We start from the raw sequence: 22,701 nt of genomic DNA on the forward strand, positions 1-22,701 counted from the left end.
GGTTAGTGGTTAGTGGCTAGTGGCTAGTAGCTAGACTCAACTCTTGTCATCGGTTCCTAGTCACTGATAACCGATCGCTGATAACTGGTCACTGATAACTGATAACTGATACCAGTCACTGATTTTGTTCTACTTTATGTTGCTCTAAATTGGCGAGATCGCGAAAAATAATCAAAAATTCTTTATCGCCAATTGTACTAATTCGTGCTTCCTGGTATTGCTGTTTATTTTTGAAAGGAATCGGAAATTGAAAAATCTGGGTTGCTCCAGTTGTTAAAGCTAGTCGAGCATATGTGATGAGCTGTTGTGCCGTTTCAGATGGTAAGAACTCACTCACGTTCTTACCTAAGATATCTCCATTTAAAGTAAACGAATTAGCCTCTTTTGCTGGCATGTAACTCAGACACGTACCATCTTGTTTCATCCGCAACATAGAATCTGGCAGCGCCCTTAATATGGTACTACTCGCTGTTTCACTTTCATATAAGGCAGCTTGAATCTCCTTCTGTCGCCGCCAGTTCTGAATTAATTTCTCTACTACAAGCGCACCTAATGCACCACAGACCAAGCCGAGAATTCCAATTGGAATTAGCAAGTCTTGAGCAGAAAAATTAGATTGCGATACTTCAGATACTGCTACGTTATATTTTGTCAGAACTACTCGTGACGTTATGCCGTACAGAGCGCTACAAAATACAATTAAAAATAAGATGAGTCCCAGCCAAGCCTGTCTGCGGAGTAAAGCAACTGTATTAGCTAAAGCAGAGGGTGATAATGTTTGAACGGGAGATGGCTGCGGTTGCTGTCGCGGAATTTGACTGCCGATTAACGAAGTCATCCTAATTCCAGCAATTAATAGCGCTATTAAACCCGAACCTAATAGCAGAATGTAAAAGTTACTGAATGTCCCTCCTAAATATAATCCCTGATGGATTTCCAGCAAAAATCCGATTTGCTCTCTAGATAAACCGAGCCAATCCCTTGCGATTGTGTAAGCTACACCTGTTTCAGCGCTGATTGAAAGTGGTAAAAGTAAAATCAATGCGAGCAGCCGATGAATATTACGAATATTCGGTTTTGTCAGTTCGCGATCGCTACTCCGGCGATCGAGTAAATGCGTACCTGTTACGCTCATTCCCAATATCCCCAAGCTAATCAGAATAATGTATATGGGAACGAGACGTTTACCCAGATATTCACCTTGATGAATTGTCATCAAAACATCACCAACTGAGTTAGAAACTCCAAACCAACTTTTGCCCAAGCGGTATACAACTCCAGTCAGCGCACTAGCAAGTAGAGGTAAAAAAAGAATTGGAGCAAGCTGACGATGCAGTTTACGAAACTCTACTTTCATAACAAACAACAAAACATCTAGAGCAGCTTTTATCTTACTCTTAATAACGCTACTTAGTAAACTGTTTAGTCTTGCAAATAATTACATTAAGCCTTGCAATCTTGAGACTTGTTCCTAGTTTTTTTTGCACTTTATTTGCACTGATTTAATATTTGGGTATGAATTCATACAGTTATTTGCGTATGAGAGTTCGCCTGCCCTGAACTTGAAAAGTTTGGTGCAAAATTACATCGAAGGCATTTCCCGTGAGGCTAAGCGTTTGGTGTGCCTATCAATCTCAATTGCAAATTTTTGGCAAATTTATGTCTGATGATAGATGTTTTCTCCTTGCGTCACAAACGCTTCACGTTACAAGTATTAACAAATACTAGATTTCAGTATCGAAACATACAATATATTAATTGATTTCTCTTTTATATTGCAGTTTGAGTCATCAAGGTTGCATCTTTACGCTCGGAGTCAACAATTATTTTATGGAAATTGTCCAAGCGCTTTTGGTTCGGTCGTTGTACTGGCAGAATGTTTTTTCTTTTTTCAAAAATGTTTTTCCAGAAGTTGTGGCGGCTGCGCTCATTACGGTTATTAGTGCAAATGATTTTAATTTTCCTCTAAATTTTTTACTATTTCTATCAAGTGCAACGCTACTCAGATTGGTTTGGAACAGTGCCATTTTCATTCATGGCTTGGGACACGCGATTGCGATCGCCATTCTCGACCGACAACCAAACGCCCTAAATATTGTCAATATTCTCGAACATAGAAGTATCGCTGTAACTTTGCGATCGCTACTACCTTTTCAGCCAATATTTATTCCTGGATGCGATCGACAAAATCTATGGGTAGCAGCAGGCGATCGCACTCCTTGGCGAATCAGAATTAAAGCTCTTGGTGGGGTTTGTTTTAATCTTCTCGTTATTGCCATATTATGGCAATTTTCTTCTGATAGTTTCGGCAATATTTGGACGAGAGGCGATCGGGCGATCGCTTTTATTAGCACGTTTTTCAGTCAATCTTTTCTGAGTGCTAATTTGCTAATTATTCTTAGCTCCTGGTCCGATCTTGCAGCGTTAGTGACTGGAGTTGCAGAGATTTTTTGTTGCGGTAACTTTGGCTTTTTAGGTCAGCGCAATGCCGACGACGATCCGCACCAGCTTTTGCCAGAAAGAGTGGTAAATGTCTTTCACGAAATGGGGCGAGAAACAGAAATTCGCGGCGAACAAGCTGGTGGTGGACTGATTGTAGCGACAAACCGAGATCGTCAGACTGTATTTGTCGGGAAAAAAGTTGTCAACAAGAAAAGAGACAATTTGACAAAATCGCTTGAAACAGCTTTTGCAGCAGAAAGACGCAGAGCAGCACTAGCAGGCATTAAACCCCTAGAATCGACAGTGACGGGGGTATGGCACTATCGCTTTGGCACGAGCGGACCCCCGGCTGTCTTGGAAACTCATTGGCATGAATGGATGAATGCCAGACAAGTATCTGTATGGCAATTTCTAGAGGGAGAGTGGGTTCACCAGTATAAAAACGTCAATCATCGGATTACCCACAACGGCGATTTTGATGCTTGGACGCTGTTCGATCGCTCGATTGGAAATACTGAGTTAGGCTGGTGGCTGGAAAGAGTTTTGCATACCCCCAACCACGCGCGGGGAGATTCGCCCAAAATTGCGGGCATGATGGATCTACTGGTGACTCAAGGTATGTGGGATGCTTCGGTAAGATTAGCCTATCAACTGGCGATCGCTCCTTCAATCGAGTCAGCCTTTGGCGGACAAAAACCCACCGTTGATGCTCCGAATACAGCGCCTTCCCCGCAAGAGATCGGTAATTGGGCTGCCACGTTTGAAAATATCTTCGTGCTATATCGCAAGCTTTTAGCAGCTCCAGATTCTCCCGCCTGTAGCCAATACTTTTGTCGTCTGGAACACGATATTCTCCAAGCAACGACCAACGACAGCTCAATGAGCCAATGGTCTTGGCAGAGAAGAGTCACCTTTGTCAGAACGGCAATTCATGCTTTCTTTCACAACAACTTGTATTTCGCCACCAAAACCTTCATGTCGAGAGCCGAAGGGAGTTTTGGTTTAGTCACAGTTTCTACCCTAGAAGAGGGAAAATTGGTACTGAGCGCTCAAGGACAACCAATGTCCATTGGCTTCAATTGGCAAGACGAATACATGGTTTATGCCTCCGAACCAGCCGCCGTTGATGCTGTGTTACTGAATTTACCAGAGTCTTACCGTTTGGACTTAGACCAGAAAATGGGAGAAATTGCACTGGTCACTGCCAAAGACATTGCAATTTACTCGATGAGTCAAAAATGCGAAGTCGCTTCATCAGACCTCAAGGATAGATGGATATCGATGGCAGACCATCCCTATCTGCCCCACGTTAAATATCCTGAAAACGACACCGTAGATCCAATTGCAGCTGACTGTCGAGAAATTCCGCCAATTCTGGCAGAAATTAGACTATCGTGGCAGAATTCAACCTCACTCGATCGCCAAAGTGCAGATTATCTGGTTCAACTTTTTTGTGAGAAGGCGCATAAATTCGAGCAAAAGCGGCAAAAAATGGTGCGTGCTGGGTTAACCGGACACATGCAGCAATTACCGTCCGTCGATCTGCTCGTGACAGGTGTAGAAAATAGTTTGTGGTTGGGAGAGAGATTTGCCCAAGATTTAAAGATTGTCTTTCCGTGGCTAAACGTGCGAGTCATCTCTTCCAATGAAGTTTTGCAACAACTTCAACACGACTTTAGCAGCTTGCAGCTGGGCAAAGACTCGATCGTTCTAGCGATTACTCAATCCGGTCAAACTTTTCCTACGGTGCAGGCGATTAATACCTTCGACCAGCTATATCGGCAAGACATCATCGGCGAGCTATTTATTTTGACCGGAGAGTTAAGCAGTTTTTTAGGCTCTCGGGCGATTCAACCGAAGCACTCAAATGCTGTGCGTCATAATATCTTCGTCAATGGTAGCGGACGCAGAACTTCTGAACCTGCCACGATCGCAGTAGCCGCAGCTCAACATACTTTAACGGAATTATTACTTTATCTAGCAAAGCAGGTCAAACATCAGTTTCCTGAGTCTAGCCCTTTTGGGATGACCTTGACTCAAGAAAGTCTCGCCGCCTTAGAAAAGATGAAAGATGACTTTCTCGATATCAATGTCGTGCAAATTATGGGGACAACTCCAACTGGAAACACAATTGAAACTGCAATCCGACGAACTCTGATTGCAGGTGGTCGCACATGGGCGCTCCATATCTTAGAAACGCCTCTAGCGTGGGGAATTCATGCTTTATATGTCGCAATTACAGTTGGATGGGCAATTCCTTTCGGTCACACAATTCCCCTAGCTAAAACAATTTTGGCTCTGATTGTTTGGACAGCTCACATACCTCAAGATGCACTTTTTTTGGGAATAGTCAATCCTGTTGTTAGTTTAATTGACATTGCCATATACATTTTCGGTTCGTGGCTTTGGACGTTGGGACTGCGCTATTTTCAAGGCAGGCAACTCCTCGCGCGAATTGGCAAAAGAACTTTGGTAATTGGTGACGTACCTTGGGTGAGCAAATTATTAAAATCCTATGTCAGTAAATTGTTTTCTCTCAGCTACGGAATTGCTTCTTTAGAAGTTCATGGGGCAAATCCAGAAGACGATTTATTACACGATTTTGGACACCGAGTCGTGAGAGGGACTCTGCTATTTTTGGGCGTACCCGATGGTAGACGGGGACAGAAGCAAAAACACCAAGAAAACGCTGCAATTATGACGGGAAAACAAGCAGACGGCGTGAGAAATATTGATGTCGGACCGGAAGTTGTCGTTATGGGTGCTAACCCTGAAATTGCGCGCAAAGGCTTCAGTAGCGCGATCGTTTTAGAAGGTAACGATGAGTATTTTTACTTTAGGAATGCCGCTTTTTACTTCAAAGACCAAAATGCCGAAGATCAAAAAGAACTGATTGAGGATTTGAGAGAATCTCGATTTGGGGCTTTTGAGCGATTGCTAGCCAGCTACGTATTCTTCTGGGCTTTAGCGAAAAAAGTCGCTTCATTTCCTGTTCTGCAATACCAGCACTGGAAGTCTCAAAGCCGCACCAAGATCATGACGACTGCCGCACCAGTAGCAGGAATGAGCGTAGCAACGCCAAAACAACTCTACCAACCAGACCGAGACGACAAGCCAGAAGCAGTTATCAGTGACCAGTGACCAGTTGTCAGTTATTAGTGGTAGTTGGTAGTTGGTAGTTGGTAGTTGGTAATTGGTAATTGGTGATTGGTAATTGGGTGTTATTCTCCTCAGCTCCCTCAGCTCCCGATCGCTCCCTCAGCTCTCTTTAGTCCCTAGCCGCTTATTACGGTATTATTAGGAGAGCTGTCTGAGTTGAATCAGACACAAATATCAGCTTCTCATACAGCTTGGAGATACACCTATGCTGACGCTTAAGATTGTCGTATATATCGTTGTTGGTTTTTTCTTGACGCTGTTCGTCTTTGGCTTTTTGTCTAATGACCCAGCTCGTAACCCCGGTCGGAGAGATCTCGACTAGGTAATGATAACTAGGTAACGATAAAAAGAACCCTTTACTAGCAAGTGATGTGACAGCGCGTTTGGATTTGCCAACGCGCTCAATTTCTATCAATAAGCGGTAAAGCTGTGCGTTGGTTGGTTATACTCTGGGCTGGTTGTTTGCATTTTTAGCTGAAATATGACTCAATCTGTGCCACCGCCCAAACCACCCGCTCTCGTTCAACACCTACCACCAAAGCAAACTTTCTCGCCCCGCGGTCGAGGAGATCGACCTTTTGCTGTTGCTGAATTGTTGGCAGCTAAATCTGATTCCTCCCCAGCAGCGACGACTAGAACCGCAGCCGCGATCGCCATAAAAAAGGCTGTGATGTTGGGTTCTGAAGTTACCGTCAGCTATGGTGCGGAACAGTTTGATATTGCTCAAAAAGACATAGGTATAGAACCAATTGGCAAAGCGGAGAACAAAAAACAGAAGGTAGAAGAAAATTTTATCTGCTCCGCTGCTGCTATCTGTCATCGAACTTCTGCTGTCAAAAAACCAGCGCAACCGATTCCGGCTTTTCGTCCGTCTCCGGCGATCGTCAAATTTAACAAGCTGTTGGCACAAGTCGCGACACCAACAAACCCTTCAGAGCTTGACCCAAATCGTCCTCAAGAATTAGATTTTCGCGCCCCTACACCTTCTAGCTCCGATCGGCAAACACAGCCGCCACAACAAACACCGCAACAAACTCCTACCAATGTCCCAGCGACTAAACGCCGGGTGATAGAAATCAATTCAGATCGTCAAGAATATGATGCCAATCGCCGCATTGTGACGGCGGAAGGTAGGGTTGAGGTGAGATTGCAAGATGGAGTCCTCAATGCCGATCGCTTGCAAGTTAGCATCCCGAATTTAATTGCTGTCGGTGAGGGTAATGTTGTCTATACCACAGGGAAACAAGTTTTAAGGGGAGAGCGATTCACATTCAACATCGTTCAAGATAGCGGGACTCTCCAAGGGGGGAGAGGAGAAATTTTTATTCCCTCAGCGAGTCGAGATTTTGCCGCTCCGATTGGGTCTGATGTGACTACGAGTAGCGTTTTACCAGGTGGCGATCGCTTTGCCCCCAGCCAACCATTACAGCAAGTCACTAACGCCGGAGGACTGAATATCAACTACGGCAGCAAAAGGGGAATAGCTGGCGTTCCTGCGAGTCAAAAAGGTGGTACGGTGAAACGGCTGCGATTTGAAGCCGAGAAGATAGATTTCTACCGCGAAGGCTGGGAGGCAGAAAATGTCAGAATTACGAACGATCCATTTTCGCCACCGGAGTTAGAACTGAGAGCAGATCGGGTGACGTTGGTGCGAGAAACACCCCAACGCGATCGCATTCGCACCCAAAAGCAACGCTTGGTATTCGACCAAAGATTTGCCTTACCAATTCCCCGCGACCAAGCAGTCATCGATCGCAACCAGCGCGAAACCAACCCCGCCTTGGCTCAAATTGGTTTTGATGGCGACGATCGCGGCGGAATTTTTATCGAACGCAATTTCCCGATTTTTAATGCTGATGCAGTTCAGTTCAGCGTTACGCCGCAGTTTTTCGTGCAAAAAGCCATAGATGAGGGAAATGGTAATTTCTTTGACTCAGAATATTTTGGCTTGAGGGCAAATCTGAGAGCGAGTACGGGATTGAGAAATGCAATAACTGGTTCGGCAATCTTGACTAGTCTAGATTTTGGTGACTTAGAAGACAACTTGCGCGGCAGTTTGCGCTTTCAACAGTTAGTTGGCGGACGTTTAGCCCATACCGTCTCATTGGAAGCTAGCTACCGCGATCGCTTGTATAACGGTACCTTAGGATATCAAGATGTCCAAAGTAGCATTGGTGGAATTGTGAGTTCTCCAATTATTCCATTGGGGAATACAGGCATTAATTTAAGCTATCAAGCAGGTTATCAATATATCAATGCCAATACAGACCGCTTAGAATTGCTAGACACGGTGCGGGAGAACGATCGCGCTTCTCTCGGTCGCTTTCAAGGTAGTGTAGCCCTAAATCGCGGTTTTCTACTTTGGGAGGGAAAAGGTTTACCTGCAACAGCCGAGCAAGGATTGAAATACACGCCCGTTCCAGTCGTTCCTTACTTAGCAGCTTTTGCTGGTGTCACTGGAACTAGCAGTTTCTATAGTAACGGCGACAACCAATCAACCTTAATTGGTACGGTGGGGCTAGAAGGGCAAATCGGTCATTTCTCTCGTCCCTTTTTGGACTACACTCGCGTCAATGTCAGTTATTCCGAAGGGATTCGCAGTGGTATATCGCCGTTTCTGTTTGACCGTGCTGCCGATACTCGGGTTTTAGGCTTTGGATTTACCCAGCAACTTTACGGTCCTTTCCGCATCGGTTTTCAAACATCATTCAACCTAGACAATAACGACACGCTCAGTACCGACTACGTTTTAGAATACAGTCGGCGTACCTACGGCGTTGTCTTGCGCTACAATCCCGAACTGGAAATCGGTTCTATCAGCTTGCGAATTAGCGATTTCAACTGGACGGGTGGCGGCGATCCTTTCTCTACCACTGGAGTTCGTCCCGTGGTTGGCGGAGTGGAAAGAGGCGATTAAGATGCCACATTTCCTGCGGTAAAGACTCGCCCGATCGCCTCTTCGACTGGCGGATCGGTGACGGTTAAATCGACGACTTCTAACTCTGATAGCATTCTTGCAACTGCCCGTGTCATTTCTTCACGTTTGATACAAAAACGCACCGATAGACCCGTAACGGCTTTAATTTCACCGTAGGGTAGTAAATCTTGTTCGGATACAGGATGGGCAAGTTCTACCTGCACTTCGCGATAGGGAGAAAAGTTATCTACGAGTTGGTCTAAACTACCATCGTAAACTAATTGTCCTTTATGAATCACCAAAACTCGCTGACAAAGGGCAGTAATATCTGCCATATAGTGGCTGGTTAACAGAATTGTTGCTCCGTACCTTTGATTGTATTCCCGCAGAAATTCTCTCACTCCAACTTGCGCGTTCACGTCCAATCCTAAAGTCGGTTCGTCTAAAAATAAGACTTTAGGTTGATGCAGCAAGGCGGCTAGAAGTTCCGCTTTCATGCGTTCCCCCAAGGAAAGTTTGCGCACGGGTTGATTCAGCTTACCTTGCAGGGAGAGCATTTCTGTCAATTCTCCGACACGGTGGCGATATTCTTGAGTCGAAAGTCCGTAAATTGCCGCATTGATTTTTAGCGAGTCTAAAGCTGGCAAATCCCAGATCAGTTGTTGCTTTTGACCCATAACTAAAGTAATTTGCCGCAGAAATTCCGGTTGGCGTTGAAAAGGAATTTGTCCGGCTACTCTGACTCGTCCGTTAGAAGGATGGATCAAACCCGTGAGCATTTTAAGCGTCGTAGTTTTGCCTGCTCCATTTGCCCCTAAAAAGCCGACAACTTCCCCGGGTTCAATTTGAAACGAAACTTGCTTGACTGCTTCAATTTGTCGGTACGTACGGCGAAAAAAATGATTGATAGTTCCTTTTAATCCAGGCTCTTTTACAGCTACAGGATAAACTTTACTTAAATTTTCTACTAAGACAATAGACATAATGAGGGGAACTGATAATTGGTAATGGGTAATTGGTAATGGGGAAGTCAAAAGTTAAAAGTCAAAAGTCAAAAATTACTAATCACAAATGACGAATGACCAATTACCAACCACCAACCACCAACAACTAACAAAATTCATCAAAGACAGGCTATAACCGAGTAATCTAACAGGCGCGCATACATTAAGGATAAATCATTGACAGAAGAAAGGGCTTTTTGGCTGGCATGGGCGCAAATTTCTGGGGTTGGTCCAGTGTTGTTACAGCGCTTGCAAGAGCATTTTGGAACGCTAGCAGCAGCTTGGCAAGCGAGTTCGACCGATCTACAAGCAGTAGAGGGGATGGGAACGCAGACACTCGAACAAGTTAAGGTCGCGCGATCGCAACTGCATCCAGCAGATTTTCTCGCCACCCACACAGCACAAAACCCCCACTTCTGGACACCCGCAGACAGCCATGAGTATCCTCGCCTGCTGTTGGAAATTGCCAGTCCGCCGCCCGTGCTGTACTATCGCGGCGTGGTGGATGAAGCAGAAAACCAAGGTAGCCAACCGCTCATTGGAATTGTTGGCACGCGCAGCCCTTCAGAATATGGCAAGCGTTGGACGCGGAAAATTAGTATGGCGCTGGCTCGTAACGGGTTTACCGTCGTGTCTGGATTAGCAGAAGGAATTGACACGGAAGCACATCAAGGTTGTCTGGATGCAGGCGGAAGGACGATCGCGGTTTTGGGAACGGGAGTCGATCTCGTCTACCCACCTCGAAATCAACGGCTTTACGAGCAAATTGTCGAGCAGGGTTTAGTAGTCAGCGAGTTTCCTAGTAAAACTCCCCCAGATCGCGCCCATTTTCCCCGTCGTAACCGAATTATTGCAGGTTTATGCCGTGCCGTGTTGGTGATGGAAGCTCCTACTAAGTCAGGTGCTTTGATTACAGCACGGTTTACGAATGATTTCGGGCGGGATGTTTACGTCTTACCAGGTAGTTTAGATAACCCGCGATCGCATGGTTGTTTGGGTTTGCTCAATAAGGGTGCTACGGTAATTTTAAGTGAAGGTCATTTGCTGGAATTGCTGGGAAGTCTGCCGCACCTCGATCCAGCCCCCCCTATTATCGAGCAATTAAGTTTACCTAATTTAGAACCAGAACTTCAGCAAGTGCTGACGACAATTGCATCTGAGTTAATGTCTTTTGATGCGATCGTCCAGCAAACAGGTTACGCCACAGGCATAGTCGCCAGTGCTTTGTTACAGTTGGAATTGCTAGGGTTAGTATCTCAATTGCCAGGGATGCGGTATCAACGCTGTTAAGCTGAATCAGCTGTCAGTTATCAGCTGTCAGTTAACCGTTAACCGTCAACCGTCTTTACACATATCAGTTATCAGTTAACCGTCTTCACGCAGTGTAGCGCAGCGTCTACCGTCAACCAAAAATCTATCCTGAACATGTCACAATCCTCTCTAGAAGTACCCGCAGCAGTTTCCTTCGAGCAAGCGATCGCCTTAACTCAATCTTTGCTATCGCAAGTCGAAGCAGGAACGCTGAGTGAGACAGACATAGCCACTGTTATATCGGCACTGGTGAAGACAGAAAACGGTGCGAGGGGGTTTTTCGTAACTTACCTCACCTCAGAATCGTCCGTAGCGGATTCTCCCTCTGATGCAGTTATCGAGGCACTGCGATCGAGTCCAGACATTTCAGCAGAACTGCTAGTCAAAAATATAGCCATGTCAACAGCCCAAGCTATCTTTCATCATCGGCAGCAAAAAGAAGACATGGCAAAAGGCTCGGAACGAGTCAGCCAGCGCACGACAAAGCTCATACAGCTTGTCGATTTGCCTAGCGTCCGCGATCGCACCCAACAACTCATGCACTCAGCCAAAACTGGAGAAGGCACGTACAAAGCCTTCTTAGAACGCTGGCACTACGATACCGAGCAGCGACAGGCAATTTCTCAAGCTTTAGAGCAAATCAAGTAATTCTTCCCTACTGCCTACTCCCCATTCCCTACTCCCTAATTCATTGTGCCAGTCAAAAGACCGGAATCGAGTCCGATCGTTTTGTAGAAAATATTAGGCACACTAAGGCAAGAGTGAAAATTGCTTTCTGTGCTGCCCAGACAAGATTGCAATTACGTGTGTGGTGATGAGGAAAAAGTTATGTTTCAAAGAATATTATTAGCTTTATCGATCACTTTATCCCTCTATTTGTTTTGGGGAATCCGCCTACAACCAAATACTTCTAGGGTAGAGCGTCAGACTTATTTTGCCGAGATAACAAGTTTTGCATATCTTAACAAAAACTTAGTAAAAGGTAATTGAGCGCGATGATAAAACGATATTGTTTTAAATCAGAGCGATCGTCTACTTACTTTTTCTAATATCTGGCTGTGGGGTGGGCAATGCCCACCCTATTTATTTAAATTTTTGATTTTTTGCTTTTGTACGGGCAGGTTTACCAATTCACTCTGGCTCCAACAAATCTTTCCAATAAACCCGCCCCTACGAATGAATTTTGACTTGCCTACAAATTATCCCTTCAGCAACGATTCCCCGCCATCAATCCACATTTCCGTACCTGTAATGTGACTAGCAGCATCAGAAGCTAAAAATAAAACTAACTGAGCTACTTGTTCCGATGTTCCTGGCTTACCATCTGTTAAAGGAACTTTACCTTCGGGAAACTCTACAGGTTCCTTAATTTCTTCTAAATTGCGTCGTTCGGTATTTTCATCAATACTAGTTTCGATCGCCCCAGGACAAATAACATTTACCCGAACCCTGTGTTCTGCCAACTCTAAAGCAACCATTTTGGTAAAAGCAACTTGAGCCGCTTTCGTACAAGAATATGCAGTTGCACCTGTATTACTAAACACCCGTGTCCCATTAATTGAGGAAGTAATAATGATGGACGAACCAGGTTGTTTTTTTAGATAAGGTACGGCATATTTAACCGTTAAAAAAGTCCCCGTCAGATTGATATTTATCGTTTTGTTCCACTCTTCGGGCGTTAATTCCTCCAAAGATGCCCAAACACCATTAACACCTGCATTCGCAAAAACAATGTCCAAACGCCCCCATTTCTCAGCAGCTTTTTGGTTCGCTTGTTGCATCTGTTCGGGTTGAGAAATATCACCAATTACAGATATTGCCGTACCCCCACTCGATTCAATTTCAACTAGAGTTTTCTCTAACTCATCTTCAGAACGTCCTAATAGTGCAACTTTTGCCCCTTCCTCAGCCATCAATTTAGCGGCTGCTTTGCCAATTCCAGAACCCGCGCCTGTCACTAATGCGACTTTTCCTGCCAGTTGCATAAACCTATCTCCCTACTTTGCTCTGACAGATGTGTATCACGTAGTCAAGGAATGAGTCATACTGCTGAAGGGGTAACAGCTAAATGAGTCAAAAGTTACAAGTCAAAAGTCAAAAAGGGAAAATTTAGTTCTGGTCATACTTTCGACTGCTAGCTGTAGGCAAATTAAATGCGGGACAACTTAAAAGTTGACGGTTAACAATTAAATGTCAACCGTCAACCAATGACTGCTTACCCAGCTTGATATCCTTCAACTGTAAAACCCGCAGCTACGATTGACTGCTTAATTGTCTCTTCGGATGCCGCAGATTCTACCGTTACCGTTTTAGCATTGACATCAACATCGACCTTAGCATCGGGTTCCATCGTGTGGATCGATTCGGTAATCGTCTCCGCACAACCGTCACAAGTGATATCGGGTACTTTTAGTTTAAGTGCCATAGAAAAACCGGAAATTTGTCATTTTTTGTCTTCAGATGTCAATCTTATCGACTCAAGGCGCGATCGCTCATGACTCTTCAGCTAGATTTGTAAATGATTGGGGAGTCGGGAGTCGGGAGTCGGGAGTCGGCAAGACAAGGGGGACAAGGGGGACAAGGGGGACAAGGAAGCAGGGGAGTCATTCTAATCACTAACCACTAGCCACTAGCCACTTTCCACTCTCCACTGATAACTGACAACTGATAACTGACAACTAACAACTGGTAGCTGTAACTTTAACCAAAATGCAAAAATATATTGAGCGGGAGTCGTGAGTCGGGAGTCGTGAGTCGGGAGTTGAGAACAGTCAGCTACCAATTACCATTCACCCCTAACCCCTAACCCCTAACCCCTAATCCCTAGTTCATATGCAGTACCTCAGCGGTAACGAAATTCGGCAAACATTTTTAGAATTCTATTCCCAGAGAGGACACCAGATCCTCGCGAGTGCATCCCTCGTGCCAGAAGATCCTACCGTGTTACTGACGATCGCGGGGATGTTACCATTTAAACCGATTTTTCTGGGACAGCGATCGCCTGAGTTTAAACGCGCTACGTCATCTCAAAAGTGTATCCGCACCAATGATATTGAAAATGTCGGACGCACGGCAAGGCATCACACTTTTTTTGAGATGTTGGGCAATTTCAGCTTTGGCGACTATTTTAAAGAACAAGCGATCGCTTGGGGATGGGAACTGTCTACAAAAGTTTTTGGCTTACCCCCAGAACGTCTAGTTGTCAGCGTGTTTGAGTCAGACGACGAAGCCTATGCTATCTGGCGCGATAAAATTGGCGTTCCCGAAGTTAGAATCAAGCGCATGGGTGCAGATGATAACTTCTGGAATTCTGGTCCTACAGGACCATGCGGTCCTTGTTCGGAAATATACTACGATTTTCACCCCGAACGCGGTGATGCAAATATTGATTTAGAAGATGACACGCGGTTTATCGAGTTTTACAACTTGGTATTCATGCAATACAACCAGGATGCAGAAGGCAATCTCACACCTCTAGCTAACAAAAATATCGATACGGGAATGGGATTGGAACGGATGGCGCAGATCCTCCAGAAAGTCCCTAACAACTATGAAACCGATTTAATCATCCCGATTATCAAAACAGCAGCGGAAATCGCCGGAATTGATTACAACAACTGCGACGAGAAAACCAAAGTCTCTTTTAAAGTGATTGGCGATCATATCCGTGCTGTGATGCACATGATTGCAGATGAAATTCGCGCTTCAAATACAGGAAGGGGTTACGTTTTACGGCGGTTAATTCGGCGTGTCGTCCGACATGGAAGATTAATCGGGATTCAGGGTGAGTTTACCACTAAAGTTGTAGAAACTGCGATCGCCTTGTCTGAATCTGCTTATCCTAACGTGCGGGTGCGAGAAGCACAAATCAAAGCCGAGTTGCAACGAGAAGAATCGCAATTTCTCAAGACTTTGGAACGCGGCGAGAAACTGCTAGATGAAATTATTCAAACGGCAAAACAGCAAAATAAAACTCGAATTAGCGGCGAGAGTGCTTTTACTCTCTACGACACCTATGGTTTTCCGTTGGAATTAACCCAAGAAGTTGCTGAAGAACACAACCTCACTGTTGATGTAGATGGCTTTGAGGTGGAAATGGAAAAACAGCGCGAACGGGCAAAAGAAGCACACGAAACCATCGATTTAACCGTACAGGGTTCGCTAGATAAACTTGCCGAGCATATCCACGCTACCGATTTTATCGGATATTCTCAACCCACTGCTACATCTGAAATTAAAGTGCTGCTGATGGCTGGAAAATGCGTTGAGGAAGCAGAAGCAGGACAAGACGTACAAATTGTCCTTGACAAAACACCATTTTATGCTGAATCGGGGGGACAAATCGGCGATCGCGGTTATCTTTCTGGCGATGCAATTTTGGTTCGGGTTGAAGATGTGAAAAAAGAGTCCGATTTCTTTGTCCATTTCGGCAGGATTGAACGCGGGACTTTACGTGTAGGGGATAAAGTCACAGGCCAAATCGATCGTGCTTGTCGTCGTCGCGCCCAAGCTAATCATAGCGCTACGCACCTACTACAAGCTGCTTTGAAAAAGATTGTCGATGATTCTATTTCGCAAGCAGGTTCTTTGGTAGATTTTACAAAATTGCGATTTGATTTCAACTGTCCTCGTCCGGTGACACCAGATGAATTACAACAAATTGAAGAGACAATTAATACTTGGATTGCGGAAGCACATACAGCCGAAATTTCCATTTTGCCACTAGCAGAAGCTAAAGCTAGAGGCGCAGTTGCTATGTTTGGCGAAAAATACGGCGAGGAAGTGCGCGTATTAGATTTCCCTGGCGTATCGATGGAATTATGCGGTGGTACTCACGTCAGCAATACAGCCGAGATTGGCGTATTTAAGATTATTTCTGAAGCTGGTGTCGCTTCGGGAGTCAGGAGAATTGAAGCGGTGGCTGGACCTGCCGTGTTAGATTACCTAAATGTACGGGATAAAGTTGTTAAAGATTTGAGCGATCGCTTTAAGGTAAAACCGGAAGAATTACCGGATCGAATTACAACTTTACAAACCGAACTGAAAACCACTCAAAAACAGCTCGATACCCTCAAAGCACAACTTGCTTTAGCGAAATCTGAATCGTTATTAACCCAAGCTGAATCAGTGGGAGAATTCAAATATGTAGTTGCTCAAATGGAAGCTGTCGATCCTGAATCTTTAAAAACAGCCGCCGAAAGATTGTTGCAAAAATTAGGCAATGGTGCTGTCGTTTTAGGTTCCGTTCCAGAAGAGGGAAAGGTAAGTTTGGTTGCAGCTTTTAGTCCAGAAGTGAATAAAAAAGGCTTGCAAGCTGGCAAATTTATCGGCGCGATCGCTAAAATTTGCGGTGGTGGCGGCGGTGGTAGACCGAATTTAGCCCAAGCTGGCGGACGAGATGCTAGTAAGCTTCCAGAAGCCTTGGAAACGGCTCAAAAAGAGTTGCGCTCGGCTTTGAGTTAAGTTTAAGGGTGGGAAATTGCCCACCCTGCAATGAATATATTGATAAAATCGCCAATTTGATTCAAGCTGGCTATAAAAGTTTTAAAGTTGAGCCTAAAGAATTAATTGAAAGTACTAAAATTCACCTACAACAGCAAAAGCCAGCAGTACAAATAGAAATAATAGGAGGACAAAAACCTATTATCACATAGCGATCTGAAGTAAATTGAGTGGAATAGCTATTTAAAGAAGTGTAGTTGATAGTTGGTTGATTGATAACTGATAACTGTTCACTGATAACTGTTCACTGATACCGACTTTCTACAAGCTTAATTGCACGGCTGACGCTTTCAGGTAGAATCACAACTAAACTACCCTCAGTTGCCGTATCTAAAGCAGTATTAATTGCTGTGGTTTCGTCGAGAATGGTTTCGTAGTGAAAATCGGGTTTTTCTTCCTCAATGCCTTGACGGATCAGATCGGCAGCTTCACCACGGGGGCGATCGCGGGTGTCGTCATCTTCTTTGACTATAATGCGATCGAAGATCCCAGCTGCTAGCTTGCCTAAATTGACTAAATCTTCATCGCGGCGATCGCCTGGACCCCCCACTACACCGATCTTTTCTCCCTCATGATGACGGACAAAATCACCCATTGCTTGGTAACTCGCGCCATTATGGGCGTAATCGATTAAAGCTTGATATTTATCCAAGTCGAATAAATTCATTCTGCCTGGGGTTTGATTTGCCGATGGTTTAAAGGCGATCAGGGCAGCGCGAATATCCTCTATTTTTACACCCTGCACGAAGGCGGCTAGACTGGCAGCTAAAGCATTGGCGATCGCAAAGTTAGCTTTTCCACCCAATGTCAGCGGTACGTTAACTGCTTGTTCGATCTGTTCCGACCAATCTTGTTTTTTAAACGTTAAATAACCATTTTCGTAAACTGCGGCAAGTCCCCCCTGTTGGACGTGCGACTGGACGATTTCATTATCTGGCTGCATGGAGAAATAAGCAATCTGCGCCTTAACCCGCTTTGCCATCGCCGCCACTAAAGGATCGTCAGCATTCAGGACTGCATAACCTTCAGGCATGACTGTTTCTGCAACCACGCTTTTAACATATGCCAAGTCTTCCACCGTATCGATCCCGTCAATGCCCAAGTGATCGGCGGCGACATTCAAGACAACACCGACATCGCAAGTCGAAAAGCCCAAACCAGAACGCAAAATTCCGCCCCGCGCCGCTTCTAAAATCGCCACTTCTGCCATCGGATCTTGCAGAATCAACTTCGCACTGTGGGGACCTGTATTATCCCCTGCTTCCACAAGGCGATCGTCTATATACGTTCCATCAGTGGTCGTGTAGCCCACAATGCGTTTGGTTTGGCGGAACATTTGGGCAGTTAAACGGGTAGTCGTCGTTTTGCCATTCGTCCCTGTAATTGCCACAATTGGAATGCGGCTGGGAGTACCAGGAGGAAACAGCATATTCAAGACTGCCTCTCCTACCGGACGCGGTAAACCTTGGCTGGGGTGAGTGTGCATCCGAAAACCAGGCGCGGCATTCACTTCGACAACTACGCCGCCGACTTCTGCTAAAGGAAGGGAGATGTCAGGGGCAACAATGTCAATGCCTGCAATATCCAGTCCGATAATTTTTGCCACCCTGACCGCTAAGTAGATGTTGTCAGAGTGAATTTCATCCGTGCGATCGATCGCAATTCCACCCGTACTCAGATTAGCCGTTGCCCGTAAATAGCAAATTTCTCCTTCTCGCAGCACGGTATCCAAGCTAAACCTTTGCTTGCGCAGAAGTTCAAAACTGCTCCGGTCTAATTCAATCCGCGTCATCACGTTATCGTGTCCCTGTCCTCGGCGCGGATCGCGATTTGCCATTTCAATCAGTTCGTTAACCGTAGAACGCCCATCCCCCACTACATGGGCGGGGACTCGTTCGGCGACGGCTGCGACTTTCCCATCTACAACTAATACACGGTGGTCGCGTCCTTTGTAGTAACGTTCGACAATGACAGTCCGAGATTTTGAGGCAGCGCTTGCCGCATCGTAAGCCGCTTCTGCATCTCTCCAGGTATTGATATCCAGCGCCACACCTCTACCATGATTGCCATCAAGGGGCTTAATTGCCACGGGAAAACCACCCACGGCATCGATCGCATTTTCTAACTCGTCAAAATAGCTAATCGTCATGCCACGCGGAACGGGAACCCCTGCATCTTGGAGAATGCGTTTCGTTCCTTCCTTATCTCCTGCTAGCTCGATACCTAAAATACTGGTGCGATCGCTTTGCGTTGCCTGAATCCGATGCTGGTAGACTCCATAACCTAACTGAATTAAAAATCGCGCCCCCAATCGCAGCCAAGGAATACCTCTTGCCTCAGCAGCTTTGACAATCGCTTCCGTGCTTGGACCCAGTGCCGCCTCTGTCTCAAGTCTCTGCAAATCTTGTAAATCTTGCCGTAAATCGTCGGAATGATAGCGCCCTTTATCTGCAATACTTTGACACAAACGGACGGCAGCTCTCGCCGCATAGCGTCCCGCTTCTGGAGCTTGATATTCAAATACGATGTAATAAACTCCACGAGTTGCAGTCTTTCGAGTCCGACTGAAACTTACGGGCATTCCAGCTAAAGATTGCAATTCTAATGCTACGTGTTCGACGACTTCCTCCATCCATAAGCTGCCGTCCTGCAATCGCTCTAAAAACTTTTCTCCCAAATCGCACTCGCGATCGCCCAAACTGGGTAGCGCCTCAGTCAGCCCCTTCAAAAAGCCAGAAATTCTATTTGGTTTGCGATCGCTCAAATCCTGCAAATCGAGACGCACGACAATCAGCTTGTGATCTTGGATGCTCCAATAGTTAGGACCTTGTAACGTCTGAATTTTGAGTATTTTCATCGCAGTTTTTTCGATTGACAACTAGCGATCCGGTCATTCCACTAAAATTCCTGGCTCCACGTTTATCTTCCCATGACTTGGAAGAGAATTTTTAAGTCCTCACCTAGTAACTTATAGTTAATATCAAATTGCGATCGCAAATACAATCTCCTTAGCATTCTTCTTCACATCTTTCTTCTTTGCGCCTACTCTCCTGTGAGCAGCCGCTTTGCGTCTTTGCGTCTTTGCGTGAAACAAATCTTTTTTAAATGCAACTTGGTATGAATCATATCTCGCGGCAATTAAAATACTAACTGTCGCAAAAAATCAGTAAATTCCTATACTAAATTCCCAGGAAAATAGCGATGAATAGTTAGGAAAAATCCGCTCGCCAACTCATTTAAATTAACTGCGACAACGATCTAAAAGCGATTCCAGCTCAGCGACCATTTTAAACGGATTCTTACCTTGAAAAACTACGGCGATCGCAACTTCATAAGGATTTCTACCCATTTGCCTCACTGCGGCAATTGCCTCTCGATTAGAAAAACCGCGACCGCGCACTAACCAAGCGGCTAAAACATGACCAGTGCGCCCAACACCCCCACTGCAATGCACGACAACCTTCTCAGTCTGGCGATCGGCTTCCAGCAAAAATGGTAAAATCTTTCCAGTCAATATTTCAGGTTGAGCTAGAGTAAAATCCTCAATTGGTGTCCAGCAGACTTGTTGACTGCCAAATTCTCGTGCGTAAGTGCCAAGTAAATCTGAGTAGGGAGCAAGTTGCTTTTGGGGAAGTAAGCAGCAAACTCGTTTAATGTCTCGATCTTTCATATACTGCAACCAATCTCGCACCTTTGCTTCTGAATAGCCAGGTCGAGCCGAGCCAAATACAATAGTTTCTTGCTTGGAAGCTGGCGCAAATTTGTACATAGCAATTGCATCAACTAAGTTTGTTGCTGTAAGGCTTGGGTGAATGCTACTGTTGCATCGTACTGGTCTGATATGTTCAAACAGCGTACTAATAGATCTAAATCCAAGTCAGGTAAAAACTCGCTTCTAAATATTTGCTCGTATCCATCGGACCGTAGACGGTAAATGGATAATTGTCTATTGCGATAAAACCAGACTTCAGGCACTCTCCAGCGACGATATTTTTCTAATTTGTCTACTCCACCACTAGTAAGAACTACCTCAATAGCGATATCTGGAATTTCTTTTTTAGTTTCTAAGTTATAAGATTCGTCAGGTTCTCCCCTAACTCCTACTTCACGACTTCCCAGAGTATAGCCGCCGCGACCGTAAAATCGGATACCAATAAATCGTAAGTAAACTTCCAATAAATATCCAATAGTTGTTTTATACTCTTCATGTTCTGGTGAAGGTGTCATTATCTCCAAAATTCCATCTAAGTAAGTCAAGCGTGCTTTTGAGTCTTCTAATAATGCGGCGATCGCCTCAAATTTCTCCCATGAAATGTCATATAGTGTCACGCAGTTGTCCTGAAGTTGTTGAGTTTGAGACATCTTTTTTCCTCCAAATATTAAGTATGAATCACAAGAGGAACTTTATCGCGGTGGTAAAGAAGGACTCAAAGAAGCTTGCGACACTACCTCAGACGATGGAATTGTACTATTAGAAACCCACTTATTTGCAATCGGCATTCGCCAGCCAGTACCAAAAGCGCGATCGGTAATTTTTAACCCAGGAGGTGCTTGACGACGTTTAAATTCTGCTTTAACAACCAACTGTACGACGCGATCGACCACAGTTGCATCATGTCCAGCAGCAACAATTTGCGCCGCCGATTGATGCTCTTGAATCAACTTCTGTAAAATATCGTCCAAAATATCGTAGTCAGGTAGAGAATCTTGGTCTAGCTGACCTGGTTTCAACTCTGCACTGGGGGGTTTGTTGATGACGTTTTCGGGAACGATCGGGAGTCGGGAGTCGGGAGTGGCTAGTGGCTGGTGGCTAGTGGCTAGAATTGCTCCACTCTCCGAGAAGCCGCTGTCGCGTCTACGCTCCTCGCCCCTCTCATTCAGCCAACGACAAATAGAATAGACGCGGGTTTTGGGGACATCTGCGATCGCCGCTAATCCGCCATTCATGTCACCGTAAAGGGTACAGTAACCTACTGCCATTTCTGACTTGTTACCAGTAGAGAGTAGGAGATAGCCAAATTTGTTGGCAACTGCCATGAGTAAATTGCCACGAATCCGCGATTGGATATTTTCTTCAGCAATGCCGAAAGGCGTACCAGCAAATAGTGGTTCTAGAGTTTTGTCATAACCTTGCATTAACTCTCCAATCGGGATAGTCTGAGTTAATATGCCCAAATTTTTGCCTAATTCCAAGGCATCTTGGACTGAGTGTTCCGAACTGTAGGGAGAAGGCATGAGTACGCCAAGCACATTCTCTTTACCTAAAGCTGCGGTAGCGATCGCTGCTACTAATGATGAATCAATTCCCCCACTCAAACCGAGTACGACTTTAGAAAAGCCACACTTGCGCGTGTAGTCTCGCACGCCTAAAACAAGTGCCTGCCAGATTTCCTCATCCTCATTTGCAGGCATGGGAGCAATTTTACTTGGTTGCAAATCTCTTGCTTGCTCGTCGTATTCTACAATTAACAAATCTGTCTCAAATGCCCGCGCGCGACAAACCATTTCCCCAGCGCGATTAAAGCCAACGCTGCAACCATCAAAAATCAGGTCGTCATTTGCTCCAACTTGGTTAGTATACAATACCGGAATTTGGTGACGCATAGAGCCATGTTGCAACATCGCTTCTCGTACCTGCTGCTTATTAGCACTGTAGGGAGAGGCAGATAAATTCACCACCAGATCGACTCCTTGCTGGATCAGATCGTCAATCGGATTAATTGCATAGCTGCGCTTACCCCAAAATTCTTCGTCATTCCACAAATCTTCGCAGATTGTAACTCCAATTTTGAGTGGTGCGTGGTGAGTTACGGTTGCTTCTTCCCGACTCCCGACTCCCGACTCCCGACTCCCGACTGCTTCTAACACTAAAGAATTCGCTGCTAATCCCGGCTCAAAATAACGATACTCGTCGAATACGTCGTAGGTGGGAAGGAGGCGCTTGTGAAAGATTTGTTGGATTTTGCCGTGTTGTAGTAAAGCACTACTGTTGTATAAAGGCTTACCACCAACAGCAAGCGATCGCTCGTTAGGTTGAACGCAGCCTACCAACACTGCCATTTGAGATGGTAATTCTTCGGCTAGCTGTTGCAAAATTACTCCCATCTGAGAGACAAAACTAGGATCGAGTAGTAAATCCCGTGGTGGATAGCCGCATATGGAGAGTTCTGGTGTCAGCAACAACCGCACGTCCTGTTTTTCAGCTTCTCGTGCTGCTACCAAAATTTGCTTAGCATTTCCATTTAAGTCGCCAATTATAGGATTGAGTTGAGCGATCGCAATTTTCATAATAATCAGTTATCAGTTATCAGTTATCAGTTATCAGTTATCAGTTATCAGTTATCAGGGAGCAGGGAGTAGGGAGCA

At 45.2% G+C, this 22,701-nt stretch carries 16 protein-coding genes and 1 pseudogene; 8 read left to right on the plus strand and 9 right to left on the minus strand.

What is annotated here, in order from left to right:
* Positions 1-115: 115 nt before the first annotated feature.
* On the minus strand, positions 116-1,357 hold the full coding sequence (locus tag QH73_RS27660; protein WP_063777324.1) for a PAS domain-containing protein: 1,242 nt from the start codon (positions 1,355-1,357) through the stop codon (positions 116-118).
* Positions 1,358-1,830: 473 nt separating this feature from the next.
* Here QH73_RS27660 and QH73_RS00185 point away from each other — a divergent pair, with 473 nt between their 5' ends.
* The 3 genes from QH73_RS00185 (at position 1,831) to QH73_RS00195 (ending at position 8,518) form a co-directional block, all read left to right on the plus strand.
* On the plus strand, positions 1,831-5,583 hold the full coding sequence (locus tag QH73_RS00185; protein WP_039714764.1) for a class II glutamine amidotransferase domain-containing protein: 3,753 nt from the start codon (positions 1,831-1,833) through the stop codon (positions 5,581-5,583).
* Between the two features lie 223 nt (positions 5,584-5,806).
* Entirely contained in the window at positions 5,807-5,923 is a 117-nt protein-coding gene (locus QH73_RS00190; protein WP_015152134.1) for a photosystem II reaction center protein I, read from the plus strand.
* 159 nt (positions 5,924-6,082) lie between these two features.
* The gene (locus QH73_RS00195; RefSeq protein WP_039714766.1) at positions 6,083-8,518 is read left to right on the plus strand and encodes a DUF3769 domain-containing protein; all 2,436 of its coding nucleotides are present in this window, start codon (positions 6,083-6,085) and stop codon (positions 8,516-8,518) included.
* Here QH73_RS00195 and QH73_RS00200 read toward each other — a convergent pair.
* Positions 8,515-9,501, minus strand: a complete 987-nt coding sequence (locus QH73_RS00200; RefSeq protein ID WP_039714767.1) for an ABC transporter ATP-binding protein — start codon at positions 9,499-9,501, stop codon at positions 8,515-8,517. The two genes, QH73_RS00195 and QH73_RS00200, sit on opposite strands and share 4 nt — an antisense overlap.
* A gap of 198 nt (positions 9,502-9,699) precedes the next feature.
* Between QH73_RS00200 and dprA the strand changes: the two genes are divergently transcribed.
* From dprA to QH73_RS29430, 3 genes are all read left to right on the plus strand, one after another.
* Entirely contained in the window at positions 9,700-10,812 is a 1,113-nt protein-coding gene (gene dprA / locus QH73_RS00205; RefSeq protein WP_039714768.1) for a DNA-processing protein DprA, read from the plus strand.
* A 135-nt stretch (positions 10,813-10,947) separates the two neighbouring features.
* Positions 10,948-11,481 (plus strand): sll1618 family protein, encoded by a 534-nt coding sequence (locus QH73_RS00210; RefSeq protein ID WP_039714769.1) that lies wholly within the window; start codon positions 10,948-10,950, stop codon positions 11,479-11,481.
* Positions 11,482-11,661: 180 nt separating this feature from the next.
* Positions 11,662-11,823, plus strand: coding sequence for a QAALIT motif small membrane protein (locus tag QH73_RS29430; RefSeq protein WP_015152139.1), 162 nt, complete (start codon positions 11,662-11,664; stop codon positions 11,821-11,823).
* A gap of 209 nt (positions 11,824-12,032) precedes the next feature.
* Here QH73_RS29430 and QH73_RS00215 read toward each other — a convergent pair whose 3' ends face one another.
* From QH73_RS00215 to QH73_RS00225, 3 genes are all read right to left on the minus strand, one after another.
* The gene (locus QH73_RS00215; RefSeq protein ID WP_039714770.1) at positions 12,033-12,818 is read right to left on the minus strand and encodes an SDR family oxidoreductase; all 786 of its coding nucleotides are present in this window, start codon (positions 12,816-12,818) and stop codon (positions 12,033-12,035) included.
* Between the two features lie 230 nt (positions 12,819-13,048).
* Positions 13,049-13,258 carry a heavy-metal-associated domain-containing protein gene (locus tag QH73_RS00220; protein ID WP_039714771.1) on the minus strand — a complete coding sequence of 70 codons (210 nt, stop codon included), beginning with the start codon at positions 13,256-13,258 and terminating at the stop codon, positions 13,049-13,051.
* 204 nt (positions 13,259-13,462) lie between these two features.
* On the minus strand, positions 13,463-13,615 hold the full coding sequence (locus QH73_RS00225) for a hypothetical protein (RefSeq protein WP_165587589.1): 153 nt from the start codon (positions 13,613-13,615) through the stop codon (positions 13,463-13,465).
* Positions 13,616-13,665: 50 nt separating this feature from the next.
* Between QH73_RS00225 and alaS the strand changes: the two genes are divergently transcribed.
* Complete coding sequence (gene alaS, locus QH73_RS00230) at positions 13,666-16,296, plus strand: alanine--tRNA ligase (protein ID WP_039714772.1); 2,631 nt, start codon at positions 13,666-13,668, stop codon at positions 16,294-16,296.
* Between the two features lie 8 nt (positions 16,297-16,304).
* The gene (locus QH73_RS00235; RefSeq protein WP_165587590.1) at positions 16,305-16,487 is read left to right on the plus strand and encodes a hypothetical protein; all 183 of its coding nucleotides are present in this window, start codon (positions 16,305-16,307) and stop codon (positions 16,485-16,487) included.
* Between the two features lie 101 nt (positions 16,488-16,588).
* Here QH73_RS00235 and cphA read toward each other — a convergent pair.
* From cphA to QH73_RS00255, 4 genes and pseudogenes are all read right to left on the minus strand, one after another.
* A pseudogene (gene cphA, locus QH73_RS00240) lies at positions 16,589-19,192 on the minus strand (cyanophycin synthetase); the annotation flags it as partial.
* Between the two features lie 384 nt (positions 19,193-19,576).
* Complete coding sequence (locus QH73_RS00245) at positions 19,577-20,104, minus strand: protein-tyrosine phosphatase family protein (RefSeq protein ID WP_039714774.1); 528 nt, start codon at positions 20,102-20,104, stop codon at positions 19,577-19,579.
* Between the two features lie 14 nt (positions 20,105-20,118).
* Positions 20,119-20,697, minus strand: a complete 579-nt coding sequence (locus tag QH73_RS00250; protein ID WP_039714775.1) for a Uma2 family endonuclease — start codon at positions 20,695-20,697, stop codon at positions 20,119-20,121.
* Between the two features lie 42 nt (positions 20,698-20,739).
* Positions 20,740-22,623, minus strand: a complete 1,884-nt coding sequence (locus tag QH73_RS00255; protein WP_039714776.1) for an NAD+ synthase — start codon at positions 22,621-22,623, stop codon at positions 20,740-20,742.
* Positions 22,624-22,701 lie beyond the last annotated feature (78 nt).

Source organism: Scytonema millei VB511283, assembly GCF_000817735.3.
Lineage (GTDB): Bacteria > Cyanobacteriota > Cyanobacteriia > Cyanobacteriales > Chroococcidiopsidaceae > Chroococcidiopsis > Chroococcidiopsis millei_B.